Source organism: Nitrospira sp., from assembly GCA_029194665.1.
GTDB lineage: Bacteria > Nitrospirota > Nitrospiria > Nitrospirales > Nitrospiraceae > Nitrospira_D.
The window spans coordinates 890,438-910,966 of record JARFXO010000001.1; the positions used below are offsets into that span (position 1 = coordinate 890,438).

The window sequence follows — 20,529 nt, forward strand, 5'->3', positions numbered from 1 at the left end:
AACATCATTTCCTGTGCCATAAGGCACTTCCCTAGAGTTCAAAAGGAAATTCCACGGGAAGGATCCAAAGAGAATGGAAAGGATTGCGAGGCTATTCCGATGAGGGAGTGAGGCCGTGTGCCAGTGCGTACTTGGTCAGCTCAGCCGTCGTATGGAGGCCCAGCTGTTCCATCAACTTTGACTTATGATACTCGACCGTCTTTGGAGAAAGACCCAGGGTTGAAGCGATTTCTTTGAGCGTCCGGCCCTCGGCCACTAATTGGAGAATCTCTCGCTGTCGCACGGGCAAGCGGTTCTGCCCACCGATGTTCGGCTCCGAGTCAGAGATTGCGGATTGAACCAAATCCTTGGCAATCAAGGAAGTGACGTAATAATTGCCGTTCCTCACAGCCTCAATAGCCAATGACAGCTCGGATCCTGCCGACCGTTTCAGCAGGTAGGCCGATGCGCCGGCCTTGAACGCTTGATTGACATAGTCCGGATCGGCATGCACGGTGACAAAAATCAATCGGGCCTGGGGAACGATCTTTCGCAAGCGGCGCGCCGCATCGAGACCATTCAGTTGCGGCATCGAAATGTCCAAGACCACGATGTCAGGCCGCAATCGCTTCGCCGCATCCAGCAAAGACCGCCCGTCCTCTACGGACCCTACCACCTGACACTGCTCTTCCAGCAGTTTCTTGAATCCTTCCAGCACCAGCGCATGGTCATCCGCCAAGAGGACGCGGGGCTTGCTCATGCACGCTCCTGTGTGAACGGCACCCACGCACAGACACGTGTCCCCTCGCTCGGTGTCGATTGAATCTCCAGGTTTCCGGCAACCAGGAAAACGCGTTCCCTCATGCTCAACAGCCCGAGGCTTCCCCGCCGACCATCGTACTGATTCACATCAAATCCCACTCCATCATCGCCTATCATAAGCTGCAGGCCGTTTCGCACCCTCCGAAGCTCGACGCGCATATTCTTTGCCCTGGCATGGCGGGAAATGTTCGCTAAGCCTTCCTGTGCCACGCGGTACAAGCAGGTCACGACATCTTGCGCCACGTGTGTGGGGATGTCTTGACAGAAGAACTGGGCACGGATCCCGGTGCGGGCTTGAAAGTCATCGACGAGGCGTCGGAGCGCAATAGCTAAACCTAGGTCGTCAAGGATGGATGGGTGAAACTGATAGGCCAAGCGGCGAACATCGTCGGAAAGCTCGACGATACGGTTATGAATCGCATGCACCGTGCTGACCATACGGATGGGGGCGTCGGAAAGTTGTTGTTCCAACATTTCGATGTCGATCGACAAGAGCGCGAGGCGTTGATTGATGTCGTCGTGCAGATCGCGTGAAATCCGCCGTCGCTCTTCCTCCTGGAGGCGAAGCAGCTGCGAGGCAAGCACGCGGAGGTCCCGGCGGTTGGCTTCGAGCGATTGTTCGGTGTCGATTCGTTTTGACACCTCGCTGACGAGCGCGTTATTGACGGCCAGCAGCTCCTCGCTGCGTGCATGTAAGCGCGCGGCCCAACCCTCATCGAGGCGCTGGATCTCCTCTTCACGTTCACGACGTTGGAGAAGGTACCAAATGGGCAGCCCGATCAGGGCCATGCTTACAACCCGAATAACTAACGGTCTCCACGAAGATTCCTCGTAGGCTTGAGGCGAAAGCGCAGTGACATCTTCCCTTGCCACAGATATAAGGTTTTCCATCTCGAACGGCGTCGCTATTTGCTGAGGAAACAGCGAGAGGAAAGAGTTCACAACGTCTGCGGGAAGATGAAGAATCAGCAATCCGACCATCAATACGACGATACCGCCGGCAAAAACCCCGGTTCTAACTCGCGATACAAGCATGGGCGGACCTCACACAGTCGAATTATCCTCCTTCAGACTCGTTCAATCAAGAAGGACGATCATGCTTTCGGCTCGACGGTTCTTCATCTAACCAGACATCACCCTCGGCCTGATGTTTCGCTGTCGCTGCCAACGACTTGAAATCAAAGAGGCGAGAATCCATCAAGAGAGACGGCGCGACATTGGCCAGGGCCGCGGCAATGCTGTCCGTACAACCGGGTGACTCCCGTTCCCACTGCTGAAGAAACGTCTTCACTTTCTTTCGCTTCAAATCCTCCTGAGAGCCGCAGAGGTCGCAGGGAATGATCGGAAATCCTCGCAGCTCCGCATAGCGTGCGAGGTCGGCTTCTTTCACGAGCGCAAGCGGCCGAATGACGACATGTCGACCGTCCTTGGAACGAAGCTTGGGAGGGATGGCCTTCAGCTTGCCCGTATGGAAGAGGTTCAAGAACAAGGTCTCGATGATGTCGTCGCGGTGGTGACCGAGCGCGATCTTCGTGGCTCCAAGCTCAGTCGCGATGCGATAGAGGTGGCCTCGTCGTAACCGTGAACACAACGAACAGGTCGTCTGTCCCTCCGGAATGAGGCGCTTCACGATTGAATAGGTATCGCGGGATTCAATATGGAACGAAATTCCGCGCTGCCTCAGGTATTGAGGGAGCACATGCTCGGGAAAGCCCGGTTGCCGTTGATCGAGGTTGACCGCGATTAGATCAAAGCGAATGGGCGCTCGGCGTTGCAATGCAACCAGGATATCCAGTAAACCATAACTGTCCTTACCGCCCGACAGGCACACCATCACCCTGTCACCGTCTTCAATGAGTCGGTAGTCGGCGATGGCCTGACCCACCAGCCGGCAAAGGCGCGTCTGTATCTTCTCCGTGGCGTCGTCTAATTTCGGCGTTGAGGTTGGAGCATGCGGGACGATCATGGCAAGATTGTAGCGGCTCCATTGTGATCCTGTCGACAGGACCACCCTCAGGAAAAGGTATACGATTCGTCTATGGTGCAATCAATTCTCTTTGTATGTACCGGCAACGTCTTCCGCAGTATGGCGGCCGAGTATTCGGTACGGGCACGGATCTGCTTGCAATCCTCCTATCGAGTGGAATCGGCTGGGATCAAAGCCAAGCCTCAACCCATCCATCCAATCATCTCGAATCGGTTGATCGAAAAGGGCACTGATCCATCTCCACATATCCCTCGAATGTTGACCAGAGCGCTGATCGATCGAGCTGATCTCGTGATTGCCATGGGGCGGGACCACCGCGAATTCATCGAGAAACAGTTCGGATTGAAAGTTCCGCTCTTCAATGAAGTTTCGTTCGGTGAGGACACGCCGATCCTCGACCTGCATGAGGCTCTCCCTGATTGGGAGCGTGATATCGATGAAGCCCGGTCTTATGTGGAATCTGTCATCGACCACATCTGGGAATCAGCACCGGCGCTGATTGCACGACTCCCTCAGTTTCAGAGAAGCCGACAATCAACGAAGACGTAGCGTCGGTCCAAATCGGAACCGTTTGCGCAATCTCCTGTTCACCTGCCTCTCTACCATCTCAGTGAAGCCTCCTCGTCAGACGAGATAAGCACCGCATGCTATATTTTCATGGGCGGAAAAATAAGCGCATTTCAGAGGCCTATTTGTCATGGACCGTACAGTCTCCGACGCTTTGAGGACACCTGTCAGCGGCCAGGATGAGCCACAATGGGCCTCCTGGTCTGACGATGCGCTGTTGGACCTCCCGATGTGCGGACTGGATGTCGGATTCAAGGGCGGATTCCTCGAACGGCCCATCGCCGAATTAACTCGTGAGCTGGAAGGCCGTGGATTGCTGTTTCGTCCGCACTTCTGGCTCTCCAACGAGTGGTTTACTCCCGATGGAGTCCCCGGCATCGCCGTCCCCTTCTACCTGGCCCATCCTCGCCTGGCAAAACTGGAAGAAGCCCAAATGTTTGAAGTGGAAGGCGGCACCAAGGAATGGTGTTTGCGAATCCTTCGTCACGAGGCGGGCCACGCGATCGAAAATGCCTACAAACTCCGCCGGCGAAAAACTCGCCGGCACATTTTCGGCAAGTCTTCTGAACGGTACCCGCTGTACTACTCCCCCCGCCCCTATAGCCGTAGTTTCGTGCGCCACTTGGACTTGTGGTACGCGCAAAGCCATCCGGACGAAGACTTCGCCGAGACCTTTGCCGTGTGGCTGACGCCGGACTCCTTATGGGAGGAACGGTACCGAGGGTGGCCGGTGCTCAAGAAGCTCCGGTATGTCGATGGGCTGATGAAAGAACTCAGCGGAACCCCACCGTTCGTGACAACACAAGAAGAGGTCGATGCGCTTCCCAGTTTGAAAAAGACCCTACGGGAGCATTACGAGCGTAAACGGAGACATTATGGAATCGATCGCCACTTGCAGTATGACCCGGATCTGAAGCGACTGTTTTCGACCATGCCGAGCCATGCGAGCAAACTGAGCGCCGCCACCTTTCTGAACCGTTTTCGCCGAGAAGTGCGACGAAAGGTGGCGAGTTGGACCGGTGAGTACCAATACACGATCGACCAAGTACTGGAGGATATGATCCAGCGGTGCCGCGAACTGAATCTACGAGTTCCCGCCGCGGAAGAGCAGGCCAAGCTCGATTTCACCATCCTTCTGACCGTTCACACCATGAACTTTTTGCGAAGTGGACGGCATCGAGTGGCCCTATGAAGAGACTTCGCGTACTGGTCCTCATGCATGAAGACCTTGTGCCTCCCAAAGAGGCGGACGGCTACGACTTGAAAACCGTGGGGTGGAGGACGGAATATGACGTCCTCTCGACATTGAAGAAACTGGGACACGAGGTGTATCCCCTCGGCGTCAGGAGCGATCTCGGGGTCATCCACTCCGCCATAGAGAATTGGAAGCCGGACATCGCCTTTAACCTCTTGGAAGAGTTTGACGGTATGGCCGTCTATGACCAGCATGTAGTGTCGTATCTCGAACTCTTGCGCCTGCCCTACACGGGCTGTAATCCGCGCGGACTGATGTTGGCACGCGACAAAGCCTTGACCAAAAAAGTGCTGTCCTTTCACCGAATTCCCTACCCTGAATTCATCGAGGTCCCTCAAGGACGCACGGTGAAACGGCCCAAGTGGCTGTCCTTTCCGCTGATCATCAAATCGGTTAACGAAGAAGCCTCGCTGGGCATCTCCCAAGCCTCGATCGTCGTGGACGACGACAAAATGAGTGAGCGAGTGGCCTTCGTTCATGAGAGCGTCGGCAGCGGAGCGCTGATCGAACGGTATATCGAAGGTCGCGAGTTCTATGTGGGAATCATCGGGAACGGGCACCTTCAAGTATTGCCGGTGTGGGAACTCATCCTGGACCAGCTGCCGGAGGACGCCAAACGCATCGCAACGGAACGGGTGAAATGGAGCCGGAAGTATCAGCAGAAGTACGGCATCACTTCAAGAGAAGCCGACAATTTGCCGGAGGGCAAGCGCGAAGAAATTCAGAATCTGGCGAAACGCGTCTATCGTGTGCTTGGACTCAGCGGCTATGCCCGCATCGACATGCGCATGGCCGGCGACGGACAACTCTACGTCCTGGAGGCCAATCCCAACCCTCAGATCGCGGAAGACGAAGATTTCGCCCATTCGGCGAAGAAAGCCGACTACCATTACACAGAGTTGCTCCAAGAAATCTTGAACGTGGGCCTTCGCCGGGGCCCGGCCAAAGCGGCGTGAATCTGCTGCGACGGACTACCGGGCATGGCGCTGTTAGCTGGAACAACTCTGCGTCGTCTCAGCCGCAACTCTCAGCGTGCGAGTTCGTTCTTCCATATTCCTGCCGAGCAGGTGGCCGAAAACGCAGTACTCATTGGCACATGTTCTTGAGGTTCATCGCCCAATTCGCGTATATACGCTCGTGTGCTCGGATGGGATATTCAGAAGGCTATTGCCAACTATGAGAAGCATGGCGTTTCCTTTGAAGAGGCGACGACGGCGTTTAGTGATCCCAATGGCTTAGATGGTGAAGATATTGCTCATTCGCAACATGAGCGTCGTCGGCAACGGCTCGCACAATCAGTCACCGATCGTATTCTGCTGGTGATCTATACGATCAGGAGAAGAAACCATGAAAAAGAAATCATCCGTCTCATCAGCGCTAGGCAAGCGAGCCGCAAGGAACGTCAAGCATATGCCCGATTCACAGATTGGCTTCTCCGACATCCCTCAGTTGTCTGATGAACAACTGAAGCGGATGCGTCGGGTCGGACGGCCTGTTACCGGAATGGCCAAGCAGGTGATTGCCATTCGGCTGTCGCCGGACCTCGTGGCGGCGTTGCGCAGGATGGCGGCCAAGCAGGGTAAGCCTTACCAAACCTTGATCCATGAATTACTAGAGCAAGCCGCCTCACGAGCAGCGTAAAAGCTTCTTGTGTCATCCAACGATTCTAGGGCGTGTCATCAATTAATTTTCTCGATTCACAGAGCCATCGTGTTGTGATTTACTCCGTCCCAGACCAAAGGAGGGGTCTGCGGATGGTGAGACGGTATGGATTGCGTGATGACCAATGGGAGAAGATCGAGCATCTGCTGCCTGGTCGTGAAGAGACGGTGGGCGTGACGGCGAAGGACAACCGGCTGTTTGTGGAAGCGGTGTTGTACCGGTATCGCGCGGGGATCCCGTGGCGGGATCTGCCGGAGCGGTTCGGAGATTTCCGAGTGATCCACACACGCCATACGCGCTGGAGTCGACGCGGCGTCTGGAAGCGGGTGTTTGAACGTCTTGCTGACGATCCTGACAACGAATACGCGATGATCGATTCCACCATCGTTCGTGCCCACCAGCACAGCGCTGGTGCAAAAGGGGGCACCACGCGCAGGAAGCCATCGGACGCAGCAAGGGTGGCCTGACCACCAAAATCCACGCCACCTGTGATGCGTTGGGTAACCCAACGGGGTTTCATCTCACCCCAGGGCAGGCGCATGACCTGGAGGGCGCCGATGTCTTGCTACCCGGCATTGACGCGGATACCATCATTGCCGATAAGGCCTTTGATGCCGATGAACGGGTGATCCAGCCGCTGCAACGAGCGGGCAAGGTCGTGGTCATTCCCCCCAAAGCCAACAGAACCACCCCCCGCGAATACGATCAAGACCTCTACCGAGCCCGGCATCTGATTGAGAACTTCTTCGCCAGACTCAAGCAATTCCGCGCCATCGCCACCCGCTACGACAAACGCGCCGCCAATTTCCTCGGTGCCATCTATCTCGCTGCTTCAATGACATGGCTTAATTGATGACACGCCCTAGTTTCGAGACGCGACTCCTGAAGATTGTTTTAGAGGTCTGTGCTCAACAGGTCGGTCACATCGTCCAAGCTGGACAGGTAGTCCATCTACCCCAGCTGGCACAATCGGATCGCTCCGGTTCCCTGAAACAACGCTGACCAGACCGAAATATCGCCAGGCCTCGTCAATGTTGGATTACAAGACGCGTCCCCCTTTTGCACGACTGTACAGGCTTTATGGGATGATTCTACAGATCAAGACTTCAGCTCACGGACAGGGAGCCCTCACAGGATTGAGCCGCTACCATGTTGTACCGCGTCAAGAGAAGAACTGTTGCCACTCGCGGTCATTAACGGGTTGTGAGCATTGTCCTGTGAAGTAACAGAAGGTGCCGGGAGGTTTGGGGAAGTGTGAGACCATGGGGTTATGACTTAATGCACAAGACAAGACTTGCCCCCGCCGCGTCTTCTTCAGGGCTGATGTGAAAACCTATCGCAGCGCTTATATGCGGCTCAGTCGCCGCACGGCACTATAAGTAGTCGGCCGTCTAGATACGTAAGTCACGGACCTACGGTTTGATTCATCGAATGCACAAAACAAGATCTGCCCCTTAGCTGTTTCCGCATACGTCGGCCACATTGTCTAACCTGCCAACAATCCAACCCCATAATTTCCAGCAGACACGTTCGTTCTCCATATTCCCACCGAGGTCCTTGAGATCGGCGTGGTAGTGGAAATCTAATGGGGTGTCCTCGAGGGCAGTTCGTTGTGAGCCTGTCGAACCATAAACGGAACGATATGAGGTCCTGCCGTTCTCAGCAACCTCATGATGAACAGAGCGTCACCAGGATTTATGGACACTACCGCCAGGGCTGCGCCGGCTGATCCATAGCCTCGATGGAAATGGTCGATAGCACTAGCGCAGGTTCGTCTCGATCGTGTAACTTTCGGCAGTCTCTAATGAACGGCGAGGCCGTACATCCCGTCGTGCTCACATCACCTTTCAGAGATCATCTTCGATGTTGCGTGTCTCACATGGCTGACAAGTTGAGTAGCGCAGGAGAATTTCACTCCCACGCCCTTCCAGAACTGGGCGTGAACCTCTCGATTCATCCGGCTCCTATCGTCCAACTGCTACCAACGGTTTTGTCTTATCCCTGCAGGTCCTCCCCTCATGGGTTGCCCACCCGATAAGACCAGACGACACCGCCCCTTCGGTCCGGTCTCATTACGGAACCTTCTACCCTACTATGAGCGACTCCGCCCCTGTGCCCCGCCTCGGTACTCAAGCGCTTGCGGGGACTCCCCGATTGCGCGTCTCCCTTTGCATCAGAGTGACAGGTTCCTACGTTCCTCATCCATGCCTGCATCAAGATCACGCTGCCTTCATGCCGGACGCCAGTGGAGCCGTAGACAGGTTCCCCTCCACCTGCTTCGCGGGATAGAGCCTCGATCTCGGTTTTGACGCCGCTTAAGGTCCTTCGACACGTCCTCAGCGGTTCACTTGCGTTCGTCTTCTTGATTCTCACCTGACGGAGTGTCTCTCCGCCTTGTCCGGCAACGCTCACGACGACGACTCTTGATCGCCGCCGCTTGCCGCGGTTTGAAGTCTGCACCTGCACGCCGACTTCGAGGGGCCTCCCCTCATCATGAATAAAGCACCGCCACCATCGCTCTCGCGAAAGTCGCGTTCGTAGCACACAGGCTCCCGACTCCTTTTATTCGATGCAGAAAACGTCAATGAGGCGAACGTGTGCCAGGCGGCGTGCCGGGCGTCCTGATGCGGCAGACCGGACGCGCCGTGGTTCCGTGGCGGCAAGTTCGGCCCGCATAGAAAGGGTCATCAACCTTTTCAGGTCTCATCGCTTTGTCACAGTATGAACCCGGAGCGAACGGCGGAAAGCCGTTTGACTGCGAGGTGAGGGTTACGGACAAACGACACTGACGAGAAAGGCGGGTTTTATCCTTGAGTACAGGCGTGGGCACCATGAAAAGTAGAATGTCCCCCTTTGTTTCTCCCGTAACAGATTTTAAGGGATGATTCTACAGATCAAGACCTCAGCTCACGGACAAAGAGGCCTCACAGGATTGGGGCGCTGCCATCTTGTACCGCGTCAAGAGAAGAACGGTTGCCACTCGGGGTCATTAACGGGTTGTGAGCATTGTCTTGTGAAGTGACAGAGGGCGTCGGGAGGTTTGGGGAGGTGTGAGTCCATGGGATTATGAATTAATGCACAAGACTAGACTTGACTCCGCCGTGTTTTCCTTTATGACCTGGCAGAAACTGTCCAAACAAGCGGAGCCACCTCTGTTGGTGAAGCCAGGCTACCACTTATCATACTGTCCGAATTTCCGGTGCCCCCTCTCGTGACCGGCTAAGACTTCTCGTCGAATGGGGCCAACGTCAAACTCATGTGCTCTCGATAAGACTGAAGGAGTCGGTGGCCTTTCTTAAATCTTCCCATACTTTTATTGAACTATTCGCCTGGGGAGAATAAGCTATTTCTACCAGAAAGTATGAGTGTTGCGACTCCGTAAAGAACCACGCACGGGAAACAGTGAGCGGCCCCTCAACACCGTTGATTTTTATGTTGTTAAATGACACAGTCCCTCCGGTCAAAATCCCTTTTTCATTCGCCACAAGTCTATCGCAAACTGCGCCAAGCTGACTGCCAACGACGGAATAAAATGATGCTAGGGATCTAATAGGAGAACCTACCAACTTATCTTTGTGAAAAACTGTGATAGAAAACTCATTAGCTAAGTTCCACTTTTGAATTGGGAAGCTTGCTCTCATTACCTCTTCTGAAATTGACTTTCTCATATTTAAAAATTGCTTAAGCTCACTGGCCTTCTCTGGCGTTAAGTCCATTTGCATTTTGACTACCTTTTCAAAATCGCTGATGGTCTTAATTTTCCTAGCCGCCTCCACAAGGCTCTTGGCATCATGGCTCCGTTCTTCGGAGGCGGTGCCAGCTTGAGCTTCTTCCTCCATACCTTTAACCATCTCTGCTATCATTTTCCTGAACGCGTCAGAATTCTCAATTCCACTTATTGAGTGCGCAATAGCTTCGTTAAGAATTGGTATAGAGGTATTTTCCGTTCTCTCTACAGCCAAAGACTCACTCAATACAAAGACTAGGCTCTCGATATCTCGCAATGCTTGACCGAATGGATGCGCAGCCATTCGCATCATCATCTCATCCGTGACTCCATCTCCCAAAATCCGTTTTAAGTACTGATCTACCCCCTTAATTTGTTTTGGTTGCGGCCATTTACTATCTGCGGGAAGCTCAAACGCAAAACCGAGGATAGAATCTTGAAAAATCTTGGGGTTTGCTACCTTTGTTATGTCTTTTGAAATCGCTAATTGAGAAGTATTTACTGAAATCTCTCGACCGCCGAGGGATATTGCGATCTCCGCTTGCTCAGGACGGGCTGTGACTTTGATTTTGTCTTTTGGAAATGGATGTTTCTCCTCCCACTCAATAACGTCCTTTGATGTCGGACTTGTTGACATGAAATTCAGCCAATTGGTGAAATATCTTATTTGTTCAGGTGTATCATCAATGTCTTTTCTATGTTTGGCTGTACAGATTAAATAATCTATGACGAGTAGACCAGTATCTTGGTTTTGCAGTAACTGAGAAACCTTTGGATCGTTCTTATACTTTATAGCTGGTAAAGTTATAAATTCTCTAAATTTTCCCAGAGTTAAGTCCAGGTCAGTAGGGTTAATTCCAACATTTGCAGCTGGCCGCTTACATCCACCTTCCCCAACAAACACTCTTTCTTCTTGGATGGGTTCGTTAAACAGTCCGCATCCGGTTAATCCTAGTAACAGACCAAGGATAGGCCTCAGTGATGCAGATACAGACATGACAGCCTCCGTTTTTTGCAAAATTACGAAGCTTCAATATTGACTTGCACAACTCATGAAATGCGCAAAATGGCAAGTTAAAATGTCCTTGAAACACGGGACACCCACTTTGGGCTTATCGGCCAGTGATATTGTGTCACGCACGACTATTGACTTCACCAGCGTCATCCCTTCCGGTTCGTGACGAATCAACCCACGCTGCGCGACAACCGAGAAGAGCTATGTTCACAGGTCTAATACATCAGGCCGCTGGAGGCACGCCTGTTTCGCCCACGTGGACGCTCATGAGCACCTTGGAGCCAATCCCCTCCTGACGGAATGCGCTCGACTGACGAACCCACCGCTCGAACTCATCACGAAAGCATCGCCGGGAGCCCGGGACGCCGAAGTGAGGCGAGGACGATCGGCACATTGCTGACCTCGGCCCACGACAGCACCGCAATTTCCGGTGCTTCGCTGAACGATTGGATCAGCAGAAGCACTCCGAGAAAGAGGGTAAGGATGACGGGCCAGATCATCGATAAAGTACCAAGAACTAAGGCCAGGGTTATCGCCGCCAACGTCTGCTGAACGAACTGGCTCTTGACCGTGATCATAAGGCCCTCCTTACTTTGCTCTCCACTTGCACGCTAAATATTATTGATTGAACGGGTTCCACCATGTCTCTTTGAAAGCGACTCAATACTGCGTGTTTATACGCAAAGACCATGCCGCGAAGAATCCGCGAGGTGGCGTGCGAATTCCGAAGGATTGCCTTGCTGTTTCTGTAAGTAGTCGCCCCATGAGGCGTATCTCTTTCGATACACGAGGATCCGAATGGATTCAGTGAAGGCGTGCTGGGTCGCTGCATGCGCGATCACAGGCGCAGATGCTGAGCATCAAGTGAAGGGATCACAAGGAGGGAAAAATTTGAGTCGGACCTTGAACAGTGCAAAAGACATGGAGGGTAATACGTTCGTCCTCGCCCCACTCGGGAAGCTTGAGTCGCGCCTATTAGCCCCAATCCGAAAATAATTTCAGCCCCAATTGTCCATCCTGCGGGTCCTCTCGCGGCGAACTACGCCACCATGCTCACTCCACCCATCACTCGGTGGGGCCCTTCCGTTGCACGCGGTGGGGCGCCCGTGTGCCGGTTCGTTACGCCGCGACCTCGACCCTCGGATTGACCAACCGTGACCGAGGTGGCATGAGCGTGCCGACCCGCACCGACACGAGAGCTTGGCCCGGCTCTCGTCTCGCCTGCGCCAACTCCTGATTCCTGACACAAAGCTCCGGGTCGTCCTCCGGCAGCAGCACGATCAACGCATTCGCCGGAATCTTCTCCGCTACCTCGGGATGTTCGACCAAATACAGGTCGAATTCACGGGAGAGCTTCAGATTCTTGGTGAACAGTTCCTGGTCTGTCATCGGAGCCTCCCCTTCAGATACTGGGTCTTGTAGTCTTCCCAGTGTTCTTCGATGTCCTCATCGGCCACCGTGAGCGCCTCGGCCAAGTCCGTCGTCAGGAGCGGAATCTTCTCCGTGCGGCCATCTGGAAAGAGGCGATCGACATGCGGAAACCCGTGCGCGGTGTCGTACCGCACAACGGGACGCCAGACTCCCTCCACCAATGTCTCATATTGCACCACGAACCGGACGACCTTCCCTTGGACGGTGGTATGTTCATGCCGTTTGCGGTCGGAGAGCGTGAGCAAATAACAATACGTGGTGACCTTCGTCACGCAGTCCCTTTCACCCGCGTCTGGTCTCCGCAAATCAGCGAACGGTTTACGCTAAGCGAGAGCGCACAAGAAAGTCAACGGAAACGCTGGCGGGAGAGTAGCGAGCATGGCACAGGCGGCATGGCATAGCTGGGCTCGGATCTTGAACTGTGCAAAACATTGAGGGCAGCGCTTTCGTCCTTGCGGCACCCGGACAGCTTGCGGCGCAACTTAGATGCGCGCGCACCGCGATCCGCCCGAATCTTGCCGACTGGAGTGGGAATGGAATTGACGCCAAACCGCCTTGTGCTGTCTTCCTGAAGCGGCTAGGATCGAGACCCTATGCTCGACATCCACGCTCTGCCCCGTTTAAGTCTGCGCCCCTGGCCGTTCCGTCGCACCGATGAGTAGTCCACCCGAACGCTCGACGTCCCCTGGGACAGCGCTGGCCGCGCTTGGCGTTGTGTACGGCGATATTGGAACCAGTCCCCTCTATGCGCTGCGGGAATGTTTTCACCTCTCCCAGGGTTTGTCGGTCACGCTTCCAACGATCACCGGTCTGCTCTCGCTCATCATCTGGGCTCTGCTGTTGGTCGTGACGGTGAAGTACTTACTGTTCGTCATGCGAGCCGACAATCAAGGTGAAGGGGGCATTTTAGCGTTGATGGCCTTGGGGCAACGTCATCGAGAAGAGTCCGCATTCCCCTTGCGGATCGGCCCGGTGATCGCCCTCGGCTTGCTCGGAGCTTCATTGGTCTACGGAGACGGCATCATCACCCCAGCTATCTCGGTCTTGAGTGCCATAGAAGGAATCGAGGTTGAGACCACGGCCTATCAGCCCTATACGCTGCCGATCGCCATCGCCGTGCTGCTCGTGCTCTTTGGGATCCAATCGCGCGGGACGGGACGACTCGGCGAATGGTTCGGTCCAATCATGCTGCTCTGGTTTCTCACGCTCGCCGCTTTGGGGACCAAGAGTGCGGTCCAGACACCAGAAGTGTTTGCCGCGGTCAGCCCCCACCATGCCGTCCAGTTCCTGCTGGATCATCCCGCGCAAGGTTTCGCGGTATTGGGGAGTGTGTTTCTCGTCTTAACAGGAGCCGAAGCTTTGTATGCCGACATGGGGCACTTTGGGAAGGCCCCCATTCGCCTCGGTTGGTACAGCCTGGTGTTGCCGTCGCTTGTCCTGCAATACTTAGGGCAAGGCGCTCTGCTGGTCCGGCAACCTGAGGCGATCACGAATCCGTTCTACTTTCTCGCACCGGGATGGTTGCTTCTGCCGTTGGTCATGCTGGCGACGATGGCGACCATCATCGCCTCTCAAGCGATGCTGAGCGGTGCCTTTTCCCTTACCCATCAGGCGATTCAGTTGGGTTATCTGCCGCGAATGGACATTCGGTACACTTCCGCTTCCCAGATCGGGCAAATCTACGTACCGGCCATGAATGTGTTTATGCTGATCGGCACCGTCGGCCTGGTCGTCCTCTTCGGCACCTCCAGCAACCTGGCCGCTGCATACGGGATCGCTGTGGCCGGCACGATGGTGACTACGACGCTGCTGATCTTCATCGTCGCTCGACGCCAATGGAAATGGGGCTGGCCGGCCGTCGTGCTCATCACCGGTTTTTTCCTGGTCATAGACCTCTCGTTTTTCGGAGCCAATGTGCTGAAGATTCCTCACGGTGGCTGGTTGCCGCTGGCCCTGGGAGCCGGTCTGTTTCTCTTGATGACGACCTGGCATGGCGGTCGTCGGCTCATCGCGAAGCATCTCTGGAGCAAAATGCCGCAACTCACGGCCTACCTGAAAGAGGTGCTGGGGCAGCCACTCACCCGGGTCCCTGGTACGGCTGTTTACTTGACCCAGTTTCCCGACCTCACGCCGCCATCCTTGGTACAGAACGTGCGGCACAATAAGGTGCTCCATGAACAATTGGTCTTCCTGACCACCACGACCGCCCGCGTTCCGACGGTCACCGGCAGCCATCACGTCCGCATCGAACCTCTCGCCAAAGATGTCCGCCTGGTCGTGGTGCAATATGGGTTCATGGAGACACCAAACATCACCCGCTTACTCACAGCCTGTCGGACGCAAGGGTTGGATCTGGACTTTCACCATGCCACGTTCTTCCTGAGTCGCGTGAATTCACTCGCAACACCGAAGCCTGGTATGGCGCTCTGGCGGGAACGGCTCTTCATCTTCCTCAGCCGCAACTCCCAGCTGGCGAGTTCCTTCTTCCATATTCCCGCTGAGCAGGTCGTTGAGATCGGCGTGGTCGTGGAGATCTAGTTGGCTCAGTGAAGGGGACAATGACGCAGCCAATCGCGCTGGCCTCGATCAGCTCATTCGTCGCGCGCTCAACATAACAATCAGCTCCTCTGTTTCAGCCTCTGCTAGGTAGCAAATCGGACGCTCTATATTTTGAATCGCCTGGTAGCTGGATAAAGAAATTGCCCGTGCGTAGCTGAATAGAATGTCAAGGTTGGCCAGTCTCGTTTCCGCTGATTCTCGGTTGGGATCGGATCGGTGTTTGGAGTGGGGTGAACATCCGCAGAACATGGAGCTCACCCTCACTCATCGACTGCTACTGCTGTCCTTTTGCCTTCCAGTCGTCCAAGAACTTCTTCAGTCCAGCATCGGTCAACGGGTGTTTGAAAAGCGCCTGGAAGACGCTATACGGCATTGTGCAGATATGGCCGCCGGCTAACGCCGCCTCGACGACGTGCTGCGGATGGCGGACGCTCGCCACTAACACCAAGGTCTTGTAGTCATAGTTCTTATAGATCGTCAGGATTTGGCGAATGAGCTCCATGCCGCTGGAGCTGATATCATCAAGCCGTCCGATGAAAGGCGAAACGCACCAGGCTCCGGCTTTGGCCGCCAAGAGCGCCTGTGTGGGTGAGAAACAGAGAGTCACGTTCACTCTGATCCCCTCAGCAGCCAGCCGCTTCGTGGCTTTCAGCCCTTCCGGAATCAGTGGACATTTGACGACGATGTTCTTGTGAATCTTGGCGAGCTCTTTGCCTTCCTTCACCATGGCATCCGCTTCCAGACTCACGACCTCGGCGCTGATCGGCCCGTCCACGATCTTACACACCTCCTGCAACATTTCTCTGAAACTTCGGCCTTCCTTGACCACCAGCGAGGGATTTGTGGTCACGCCGTCGAGCAGGCCCAGGCTTGCCGCTTCATGGATTTCCTTGACGTTGGCCGTATCGAGATAAATTTTCATGGCTGTCCCTTTCCTAGCGAAGAAATCGTGATGCGATACCCTTGCTATCGGTCATTTTATGAAGAACTCAATACCAGTGCAAGAAGTCGATACGCAAGTTTGACAGACTTTCGAGCGGAAGATAGACTCTTGCGGTTGACAGTGACCCTTGATTTTCTAGGAGAAATCACGATGCAACGACTTGCCTGGTTGCTGCTCTTCTCCCTTATCACCCCAGCCTGCTCAGAGAAGAATCCATACCTAGAAGCTTCACTAAAACCGGCCGAGCTCCAGGGAAAGGAGAAGGGGTGGTTTGAAAAAAACTGGGGTCCTCCGGACGCCAAAGCTTCCCGCTTTTTTGGCGGAGAGACCTGGACCTACTATCGTATCGCCGGAGGACAATCCCGGGCTCCACTCTTCAATTTCTCTCCCAATCAATGTCAGATCACCCTCAAGTTTGAGAAAGATGAGAAACTTTCCGACTATACCTATTCGGGCTGCTGATCAACTTAGTTCAAGAGTCTGCCGGCTTTTCCTTCCAAGGCAACGATTTCTTGTAGTTCCAGAATACACCGCTAGACGGGGTGCTCGTTCCGAAATCTTACCGCACACTCCTGGCTGCAGAAACAGTACTCCCGTCCGCCGATCGTTTCGATTATTCCAATTCGCTTAGGGACGAATATGTGACAGACCGGATCCTCGATCATCTGGTCTTGTTCTTCGTCTTGGACTCGCGCAGCCGATTTCTCCCGGCCATCTCGAATTGGTGTTTTGAATCCGCGAAACATTTGTCGGAGCAAGAAGTAGAGAACCGTGAGAAGCAAAACGACTAGGATCAATCTATACATAGTGGTCTATCGAATTAGGCGCCACAATCCTATGAAAGCTGTGGGGGCCTGTCAAGATAACTACCAGCAGGTAATCGTGAAAAACTACTGGGGAAGACACGCGCAAACGACCTATGTTCATAGGTCCGATTGGAGCTCTTGCTAGTGCCGTTCAGTACTTCAGGGGGATTGGCTTACCCTATGCTCTGGTGCTAAACTGCCCTACCATGAAAACCTGCGATAAATGTCATGGGGCGATGCTACCAGAACGAGCAGTGGATTTGGACGCTGGACTGGCGATCACGGTCTTTGCCTGTTTGAATTGTGGTCGTCGGAAGGCAGCTGATCAGGAACCTCGTCCAATCACGGCTCGACATTAATCCTCGGTCCCACCGTCGAACCTCAAGTCACCACCTTCTGATAACACAGAAGGACGGGGCGGTATATCTCGGTCCTTTACAGGCCAACCTGGCGTCATGGTGCACTCTTTTCAGATACACCGCCACCCGGAGAGCACCATTGACTGCCATGCGGATTACAACGCCGCTGACAGAAATCCTCGTAGGGCTTGAATACTTACACACAATTTTTCCGCACACCCGTCACTCGCATCGAGCACAACAGGACCGTGGAGTCGCATTTTCAGCTAGCTGCACGTTGCACATGAGTCAGTGAATGGAACACGGCGCAAGTACTTACTCGGATATTCCGTGAAGAGAAAGACAAAACCGGCTGCTTAGCGATGTTGTCAAGCGATGAAAGCGGAATCAACGAAGATTTAAAACATCCATCATATCGTATAAGCCGGCCGGCTGGCGGACGACCCATCGCGCGGCTCGTAGGGCTCCACGGGCGAACGTATCGCGGCTGCTGGCCCGGTGGGTGACCTCGATTCGTTCTCCCATACCGCCGAACAGAATCGTGTGATCGCCGACGATATCGCCGGCGCGAACGGTTTGTATTCCGATCTCCCCCTTGGTTCGCTCACCGATCAATCCCTTGCGGGCATAGACTCCGACCTGGTTCAAGTCTCGGCCGACCGACCGGGCAAGAACCTCGGCAATTTTGAGGGCCGTGCCGCTTGGAGCGTCCTTCTTTAGTCTGTGATGAGCTTCAATGACCTCAATGTCGTAATCGTCCCCAAGTGTTCTGGCCATCTCGCCGATGACTTTGCAGATCAGGTTGATTCCGACACTCATGTTCGGAGAGAAGACGCAGGGAATCTGCTGGGCCAGTGACCTCAACTCGTCGAGTTGAACAGCCGAAAAGCCGGTAGTCCCGATGACTATGGCCCCTCGATGGTGAGCCACCGTCCGCATATGCTCAAGCGTCGCCTCGGGAGCGGAAAAATCGATCACAACTTCCCCTCGCTCCATCAGAACGGAGAGGTCTTCCGTGATGAGAAGGCCTGCACGACCCGATCCAGCACTTTCGCCCGCATCCATTCCCAACGCAGGATGATCTTTCCCTTCTAAGGCACCAGCCAGGGTCAACGCAGTAGAATCTCGGATCAATGACACCAGTCGACAGCCCATTCGGCCGGCTGCACCCGCTACAATGACCTTGATCATCTTGTCATAGACCTAGATATTGCTTGAGTCAGATCAACGCCGCATCCTTGAGCACGCGAATCAATTTCTCGCGTGTGTCCTGGGCCATCGGGCAGAGCGGCAAGCGTAATTCAGGATCAATCTTCCGCATGAGTCCTAACGCTTCTTTGACCGGAATGGGGTTGGTTTCATAGAACAATGCCGCGAAGAGGGGGGAAAGTTTAAAATGAATCCCTCGTGCTTCGTCGATCCTTCCCTCGGTGAAGCTTTTCACAAGGCCGGCCATTTCCGACGGCATGATATTAGCCGTTACGGTAATCACACCTTTCCCGCCGACCGCCATCATCGGTAACGTGAGGGAGTCGTCGCCGGCCAACAGAGTGAGGCGATCACCGCACATCTGCACGATATCTGAGGCCTGTTGAACAGAGCCACTCCCTTCCTTGACTCCGACGATCGTGTTAATGGCAGAAAGCCGGCCGATCGTTGAAGGCAACATGTTGACTCCAGTGCGACCGGGGATGTTGTACAGGACTAAGGGCAGATCGACGGCCTCCGCAACCGCCTTATAGTGTCGATAGAGTCCTTCCTGTGTCGGTTTATTGTAGTAGGGGGTAATGAGCAAGGCAGCATCGGCCCCAGCCTGCTTCGCGTGTTTCGTGAGCATGATGGCTTCATCCGTGCTGTTCGAACCGGTTCCCGCAATAACCGGTACTCGCCGACGGACTACCTCGACGGTCAATTCGATCACCCGATTATGCTCGTCATGAGAAAGCGTGGCCGATTCACCGGTGGTTCCACATGGCACGATACCGTTGGTGCCGTTGGCGATCTGCCATTCGATCAACTCGGCCAAAGCAGGCTCGTCAATTTTGCCCTGTCGGAACGGTGTGACAATAGCAACAAGCGATCCGTCGAACATACTCCCTCTCATTCCGTTTCGTTGAGAAACGACGGGATTCTCTCGCCACGTACGAGGTCGTCGTAAGTCTCTCGATCACGAATGACGTGAAACTCTCCGCCCTTGACGAGCACTTCCGGTACCCGAGGCCGAGAGTTGTAATTCGATGCCATCACAAAGCCGTATGCCCCGGCGCTCATGACTGCTAACAGATCACCGGGTTTGACGCTTGGCAACGATCGATCCTTGGCCAGAAAATCCCCTGATTCACAGACAGGCCCGACGATGTCCACCGTCTGTTTAGTCCTACGGATCGCTTCCTCATTCACAGGACGAATTTCGTGGTAGGCGCCGTACAAGCTCGGCCGAATCAAATCGTTCATGGCGGCATCGACGATGACGAAGTGCTTGGTTTCTCCGGCCTTTTCATACAGCGCCTTTGTTACCAAGATGCCGGCGTTGCCGACGATAACACGGCCAGGCTCCATCACCAGCGTCAGCCCCAGATCCTTGACGAGCGGCGAAACGGCGTCAGCCAGATCCTGAGGCAAAGGCGGCTTTTCCTCGGAATACGTGATGCCGAGTCCGCCTCCGATGTTCAGGTAGCGGATGTTGATTCCCTGTCTCTTCAGCGTATCGATGAGCGCCACGACCTTCTTCAGCGAATCGACAAACGGTGTCACGTCCGTCAACTGCGAGCCGATGTGGGCATGGACGCCCACAACGTCGGTATGGCTCAGAGAAGACGCCATTTTGTATTCTTCCAGCGCGCGATCCGAGGCGATGCCGAACTTGCTTTTCTTCATCCCTGTAGAGATGTACGGATGTGTTTTCGGATCCACGTCCGGATTGATCCGCAATGCGATCCGCGCTCTTTTACCGACCGAAGCCGCCACCTCGTTGATCGCATGGATCTCGGCCGACGACTCGACATTAAACATAAGGACGTCGGCCTTCAACGCGTCGCGGATTTCCTCCGGCGATTTACCGACGCCGGCAAACACGATTTTGGAAGACGGCACGCCGGCTTTGAGCGCTCGGAACAGCTCGCCGCCCGACACGATGTCCGCGCCGCTGCCTTCCTTTGCCATCATGCGAAGAATGGCCAGATTGGAATTGGCTTTCATCGCAAACGCGATGATATGCGGGATATTCTTGAATGCGCTGTCGTAGGCGTGGAAATGCCGGACCAGTGTCGCATGGCTATAGATATAACAGGGAGTGCCGAGCTCCTTCGCCACACGGCTGACCGGTACCTGTTCACAGTACATTTCACCGTGGTGATACTCGAAGCTATGCATTGCGTGGTTCCTTGTATTAAACCGAGTACATCAGGCCCAAGACCT

General features: G+C 54.6%; 18 protein-coding genes. 7 read left to right on the forward strand and 11 right to left on the reverse strand.

Going from position 1 to position 20,529, the window contains the following annotated elements; all coding sequences use genetic code 11:
* Nucleotides 1-91: 91 nt before the first annotated feature.
* Genes P0119_04290 through ttcA form a run of 3 tightly spaced genes read right to left on the reverse strand, consistent with a single transcriptional unit; the run spans nucleotide 92 to nucleotide 2,767 of the window.
* Entirely contained in the window at nucleotides 92-739 is a 648-nt protein-coding gene (locus tag P0119_04290; protein ID MDF0665278.1) for a response regulator transcription factor, read from the reverse strand.
* Nucleotides 736-1,836 carry a sensor histidine kinase gene (locus tag P0119_04295; GenBank protein ID MDF0665279.1) on the reverse strand — a complete coding sequence of 367 codons (1,101 nt, stop codon included), beginning with the start codon at nucleotides 1,834-1,836 and terminating at the stop codon, nucleotides 736-738. Before P0119_04295 ends, P0119_04290 begins: the two co-directional genes overlap by 4 nt.
* 46 nt (nucleotides 1,837-1,882) lie before the next feature.
* On the reverse strand, nucleotides 1,883-2,767 hold the full coding sequence (gene ttcA, locus P0119_04300) for a tRNA 2-thiocytidine(32) synthetase TtcA (protein ID MDF0665280.1): 885 nt from the start codon (nucleotides 2,765-2,767) through the stop codon (nucleotides 1,883-1,885).
* Nucleotides 2,768-2,839: 72 nt separating this feature from the next.
* Between ttcA and P0119_04305 the strand changes: the two genes are divergently transcribed.
* The 5 genes from P0119_04305 (at nucleotide 2,840) to P0119_04325 (ending at nucleotide 7,125) form a co-directional block, all read left to right on the forward strand.
* Nucleotides 2,840-3,337 carry a hypothetical protein gene (locus tag P0119_04305; GenBank protein MDF0665281.1) on the forward strand — a complete coding sequence of 166 codons (498 nt, stop codon included), beginning with the start codon at nucleotides 2,840-2,842 and terminating at the stop codon, nucleotides 3,335-3,337.
* A 148-nt stretch (nucleotides 3,338-3,485) separates the two neighbouring features.
* Entirely contained in the window at nucleotides 3,486-4,547 is a 1,062-nt protein-coding gene (locus tag P0119_04310) for a putative zinc-binding metallopeptidase (GenBank protein MDF0665282.1), read from the forward strand.
* Complete coding sequence (locus P0119_04315; GenBank protein MDF0665283.1) at nucleotides 4,544-5,566, forward strand: ATP-grasp domain-containing protein; 1,023 nt, start codon at nucleotides 4,544-4,546, stop codon at nucleotides 5,564-5,566. The genes P0119_04310 and P0119_04315 overlap by 4 nt, the downstream gene beginning before the upstream one ends.
* 391 nt (nucleotides 5,567-5,957) lie before the next feature.
* Nucleotides 5,958-6,251: a BrnA antitoxin family protein gene (locus tag P0119_04320; protein ID MDF0665284.1), complete on the forward strand. Its 294-nt coding sequence runs from the start codon at nucleotides 5,958-5,960 to the stop codon at nucleotides 6,249-6,251.
* 116 nt (nucleotides 6,252-6,367) lie between these two features.
* Nucleotides 6,368-7,125, forward strand: a protein-coding gene (locus tag P0119_04325) for an IS5 family transposase (GenBank protein MDF0665285.1) whose coding sequence is annotated in 2 segments (ribosomal slippage) — nucleotides 6,368-6,700 and nucleotides 6,703-7,125 — 756 coding nt in all. Because the reading frame shifts where the segments join, the coding sequence is not laid out codon by codon here.
* 2,401 nt (nucleotides 7,126-9,526) lie between these two features.
* Here the strand turns inward: P0119_04325 and P0119_04330 are convergent.
* The 4 genes from P0119_04330 to P0119_04345 all read right to left on the reverse strand — a co-directional run bounded on the left by P0119_04330 (nucleotide 9,527) and on the right by P0119_04345 (nucleotide 12,717).
* Nucleotides 9,527-10,996: a hypothetical protein gene (locus tag P0119_04330; protein ID MDF0665286.1), complete on the reverse strand. Its 1,470-nt coding sequence runs from the start codon at nucleotides 10,994-10,996 to the stop codon at nucleotides 9,527-9,529.
* Between the two features lie 353 nt (nucleotides 10,997-11,349).
* Nucleotides 11,350-11,592, reverse strand: coding sequence for a hypothetical protein (locus P0119_04335; GenBank protein MDF0665287.1), 243 nt, complete (start codon nucleotides 11,590-11,592; stop codon nucleotides 11,350-11,352).
* A 541-nt stretch (nucleotides 11,593-12,133) separates the two neighbouring features.
* A complete protein-coding gene (locus P0119_04340) occupies nucleotides 12,134-12,403 on the reverse strand; it encodes a hypothetical protein (GenBank protein MDF0665288.1) in 270 nt (89 codons plus the stop codon).
* Nucleotides 12,400-12,717 carry a hypothetical protein gene (locus P0119_04345; GenBank protein ID MDF0665289.1) on the reverse strand — a complete coding sequence of 106 codons (318 nt, stop codon included), beginning with the start codon at nucleotides 12,715-12,717 and terminating at the stop codon, nucleotides 12,400-12,402. The genes P0119_04340 and P0119_04345 overlap by 4 nt, the downstream gene beginning before the upstream one ends.
* A gap of 382 nt (nucleotides 12,718-13,099) precedes the next feature.
* Between P0119_04345 and P0119_04350 the strand changes: the two genes are divergently transcribed.
* Nucleotides 13,100-14,983: a potassium transporter Kup gene (locus tag P0119_04350; protein ID MDF0665290.1), complete on the forward strand. Its 1,884-nt coding sequence runs from the start codon at nucleotides 13,100-13,102 to the stop codon at nucleotides 14,981-14,983.
* 295 nt (nucleotides 14,984-15,278) lie between these two features.
* Here P0119_04350 and fsa read toward each other — a convergent pair whose 3' ends face one another.
* A complete protein-coding gene (gene fsa, locus P0119_04355; protein ID MDF0665291.1) occupies nucleotides 15,279-15,926 on the reverse strand; it encodes a fructose-6-phosphate aldolase in 648 nt (215 codons plus the stop codon).
* 171 nt (nucleotides 15,927-16,097) lie between these two features.
* Here fsa and P0119_04360 point away from each other — a divergent pair, with 171 nt between their 5' ends.
* Nucleotides 16,098-16,409 (forward strand): hypothetical protein, encoded by a 312-nt coding sequence (locus P0119_04360; GenBank protein MDF0665292.1) that lies wholly within the window; start codon nucleotides 16,098-16,100, stop codon nucleotides 16,407-16,409.
* A gap of 1,090 nt (nucleotides 16,410-17,499) precedes the next feature.
* Here the strand turns inward: P0119_04360 and dapB are convergent.
* Genes dapB through lysA form a run of 3 tightly spaced genes read right to left on the reverse strand, consistent with a single transcriptional unit; the run spans nucleotide 17,500 to nucleotide 20,484 of the window.
* Entirely contained in the window at nucleotides 17,500-18,303 is an 804-nt protein-coding gene (dapB, locus tag P0119_04365) for a 4-hydroxy-tetrahydrodipicolinate reductase (GenBank protein ID MDF0665293.1), read from the reverse strand.
* 28 nt (nucleotides 18,304-18,331) lie between these two features.
* Nucleotides 18,332-19,204 carry a 4-hydroxy-tetrahydrodipicolinate synthase gene (gene dapA, locus P0119_04370; GenBank protein ID MDF0665294.1) on the reverse strand — a complete coding sequence of 291 codons (873 nt, stop codon included), beginning with the start codon at nucleotides 19,202-19,204 and terminating at the stop codon, nucleotides 18,332-18,334.
* Nucleotides 19,205-19,212: 8 nt separating this feature from the next.
* Nucleotides 19,213-20,484, reverse strand: coding sequence for a diaminopimelate decarboxylase (gene lysA, locus P0119_04375; GenBank protein MDF0665295.1), 1,272 nt, complete (start codon nucleotides 20,482-20,484; stop codon nucleotides 19,213-19,215).
* Between the last annotated feature and the right edge of the window lie 45 nt (nucleotides 20,485-20,529).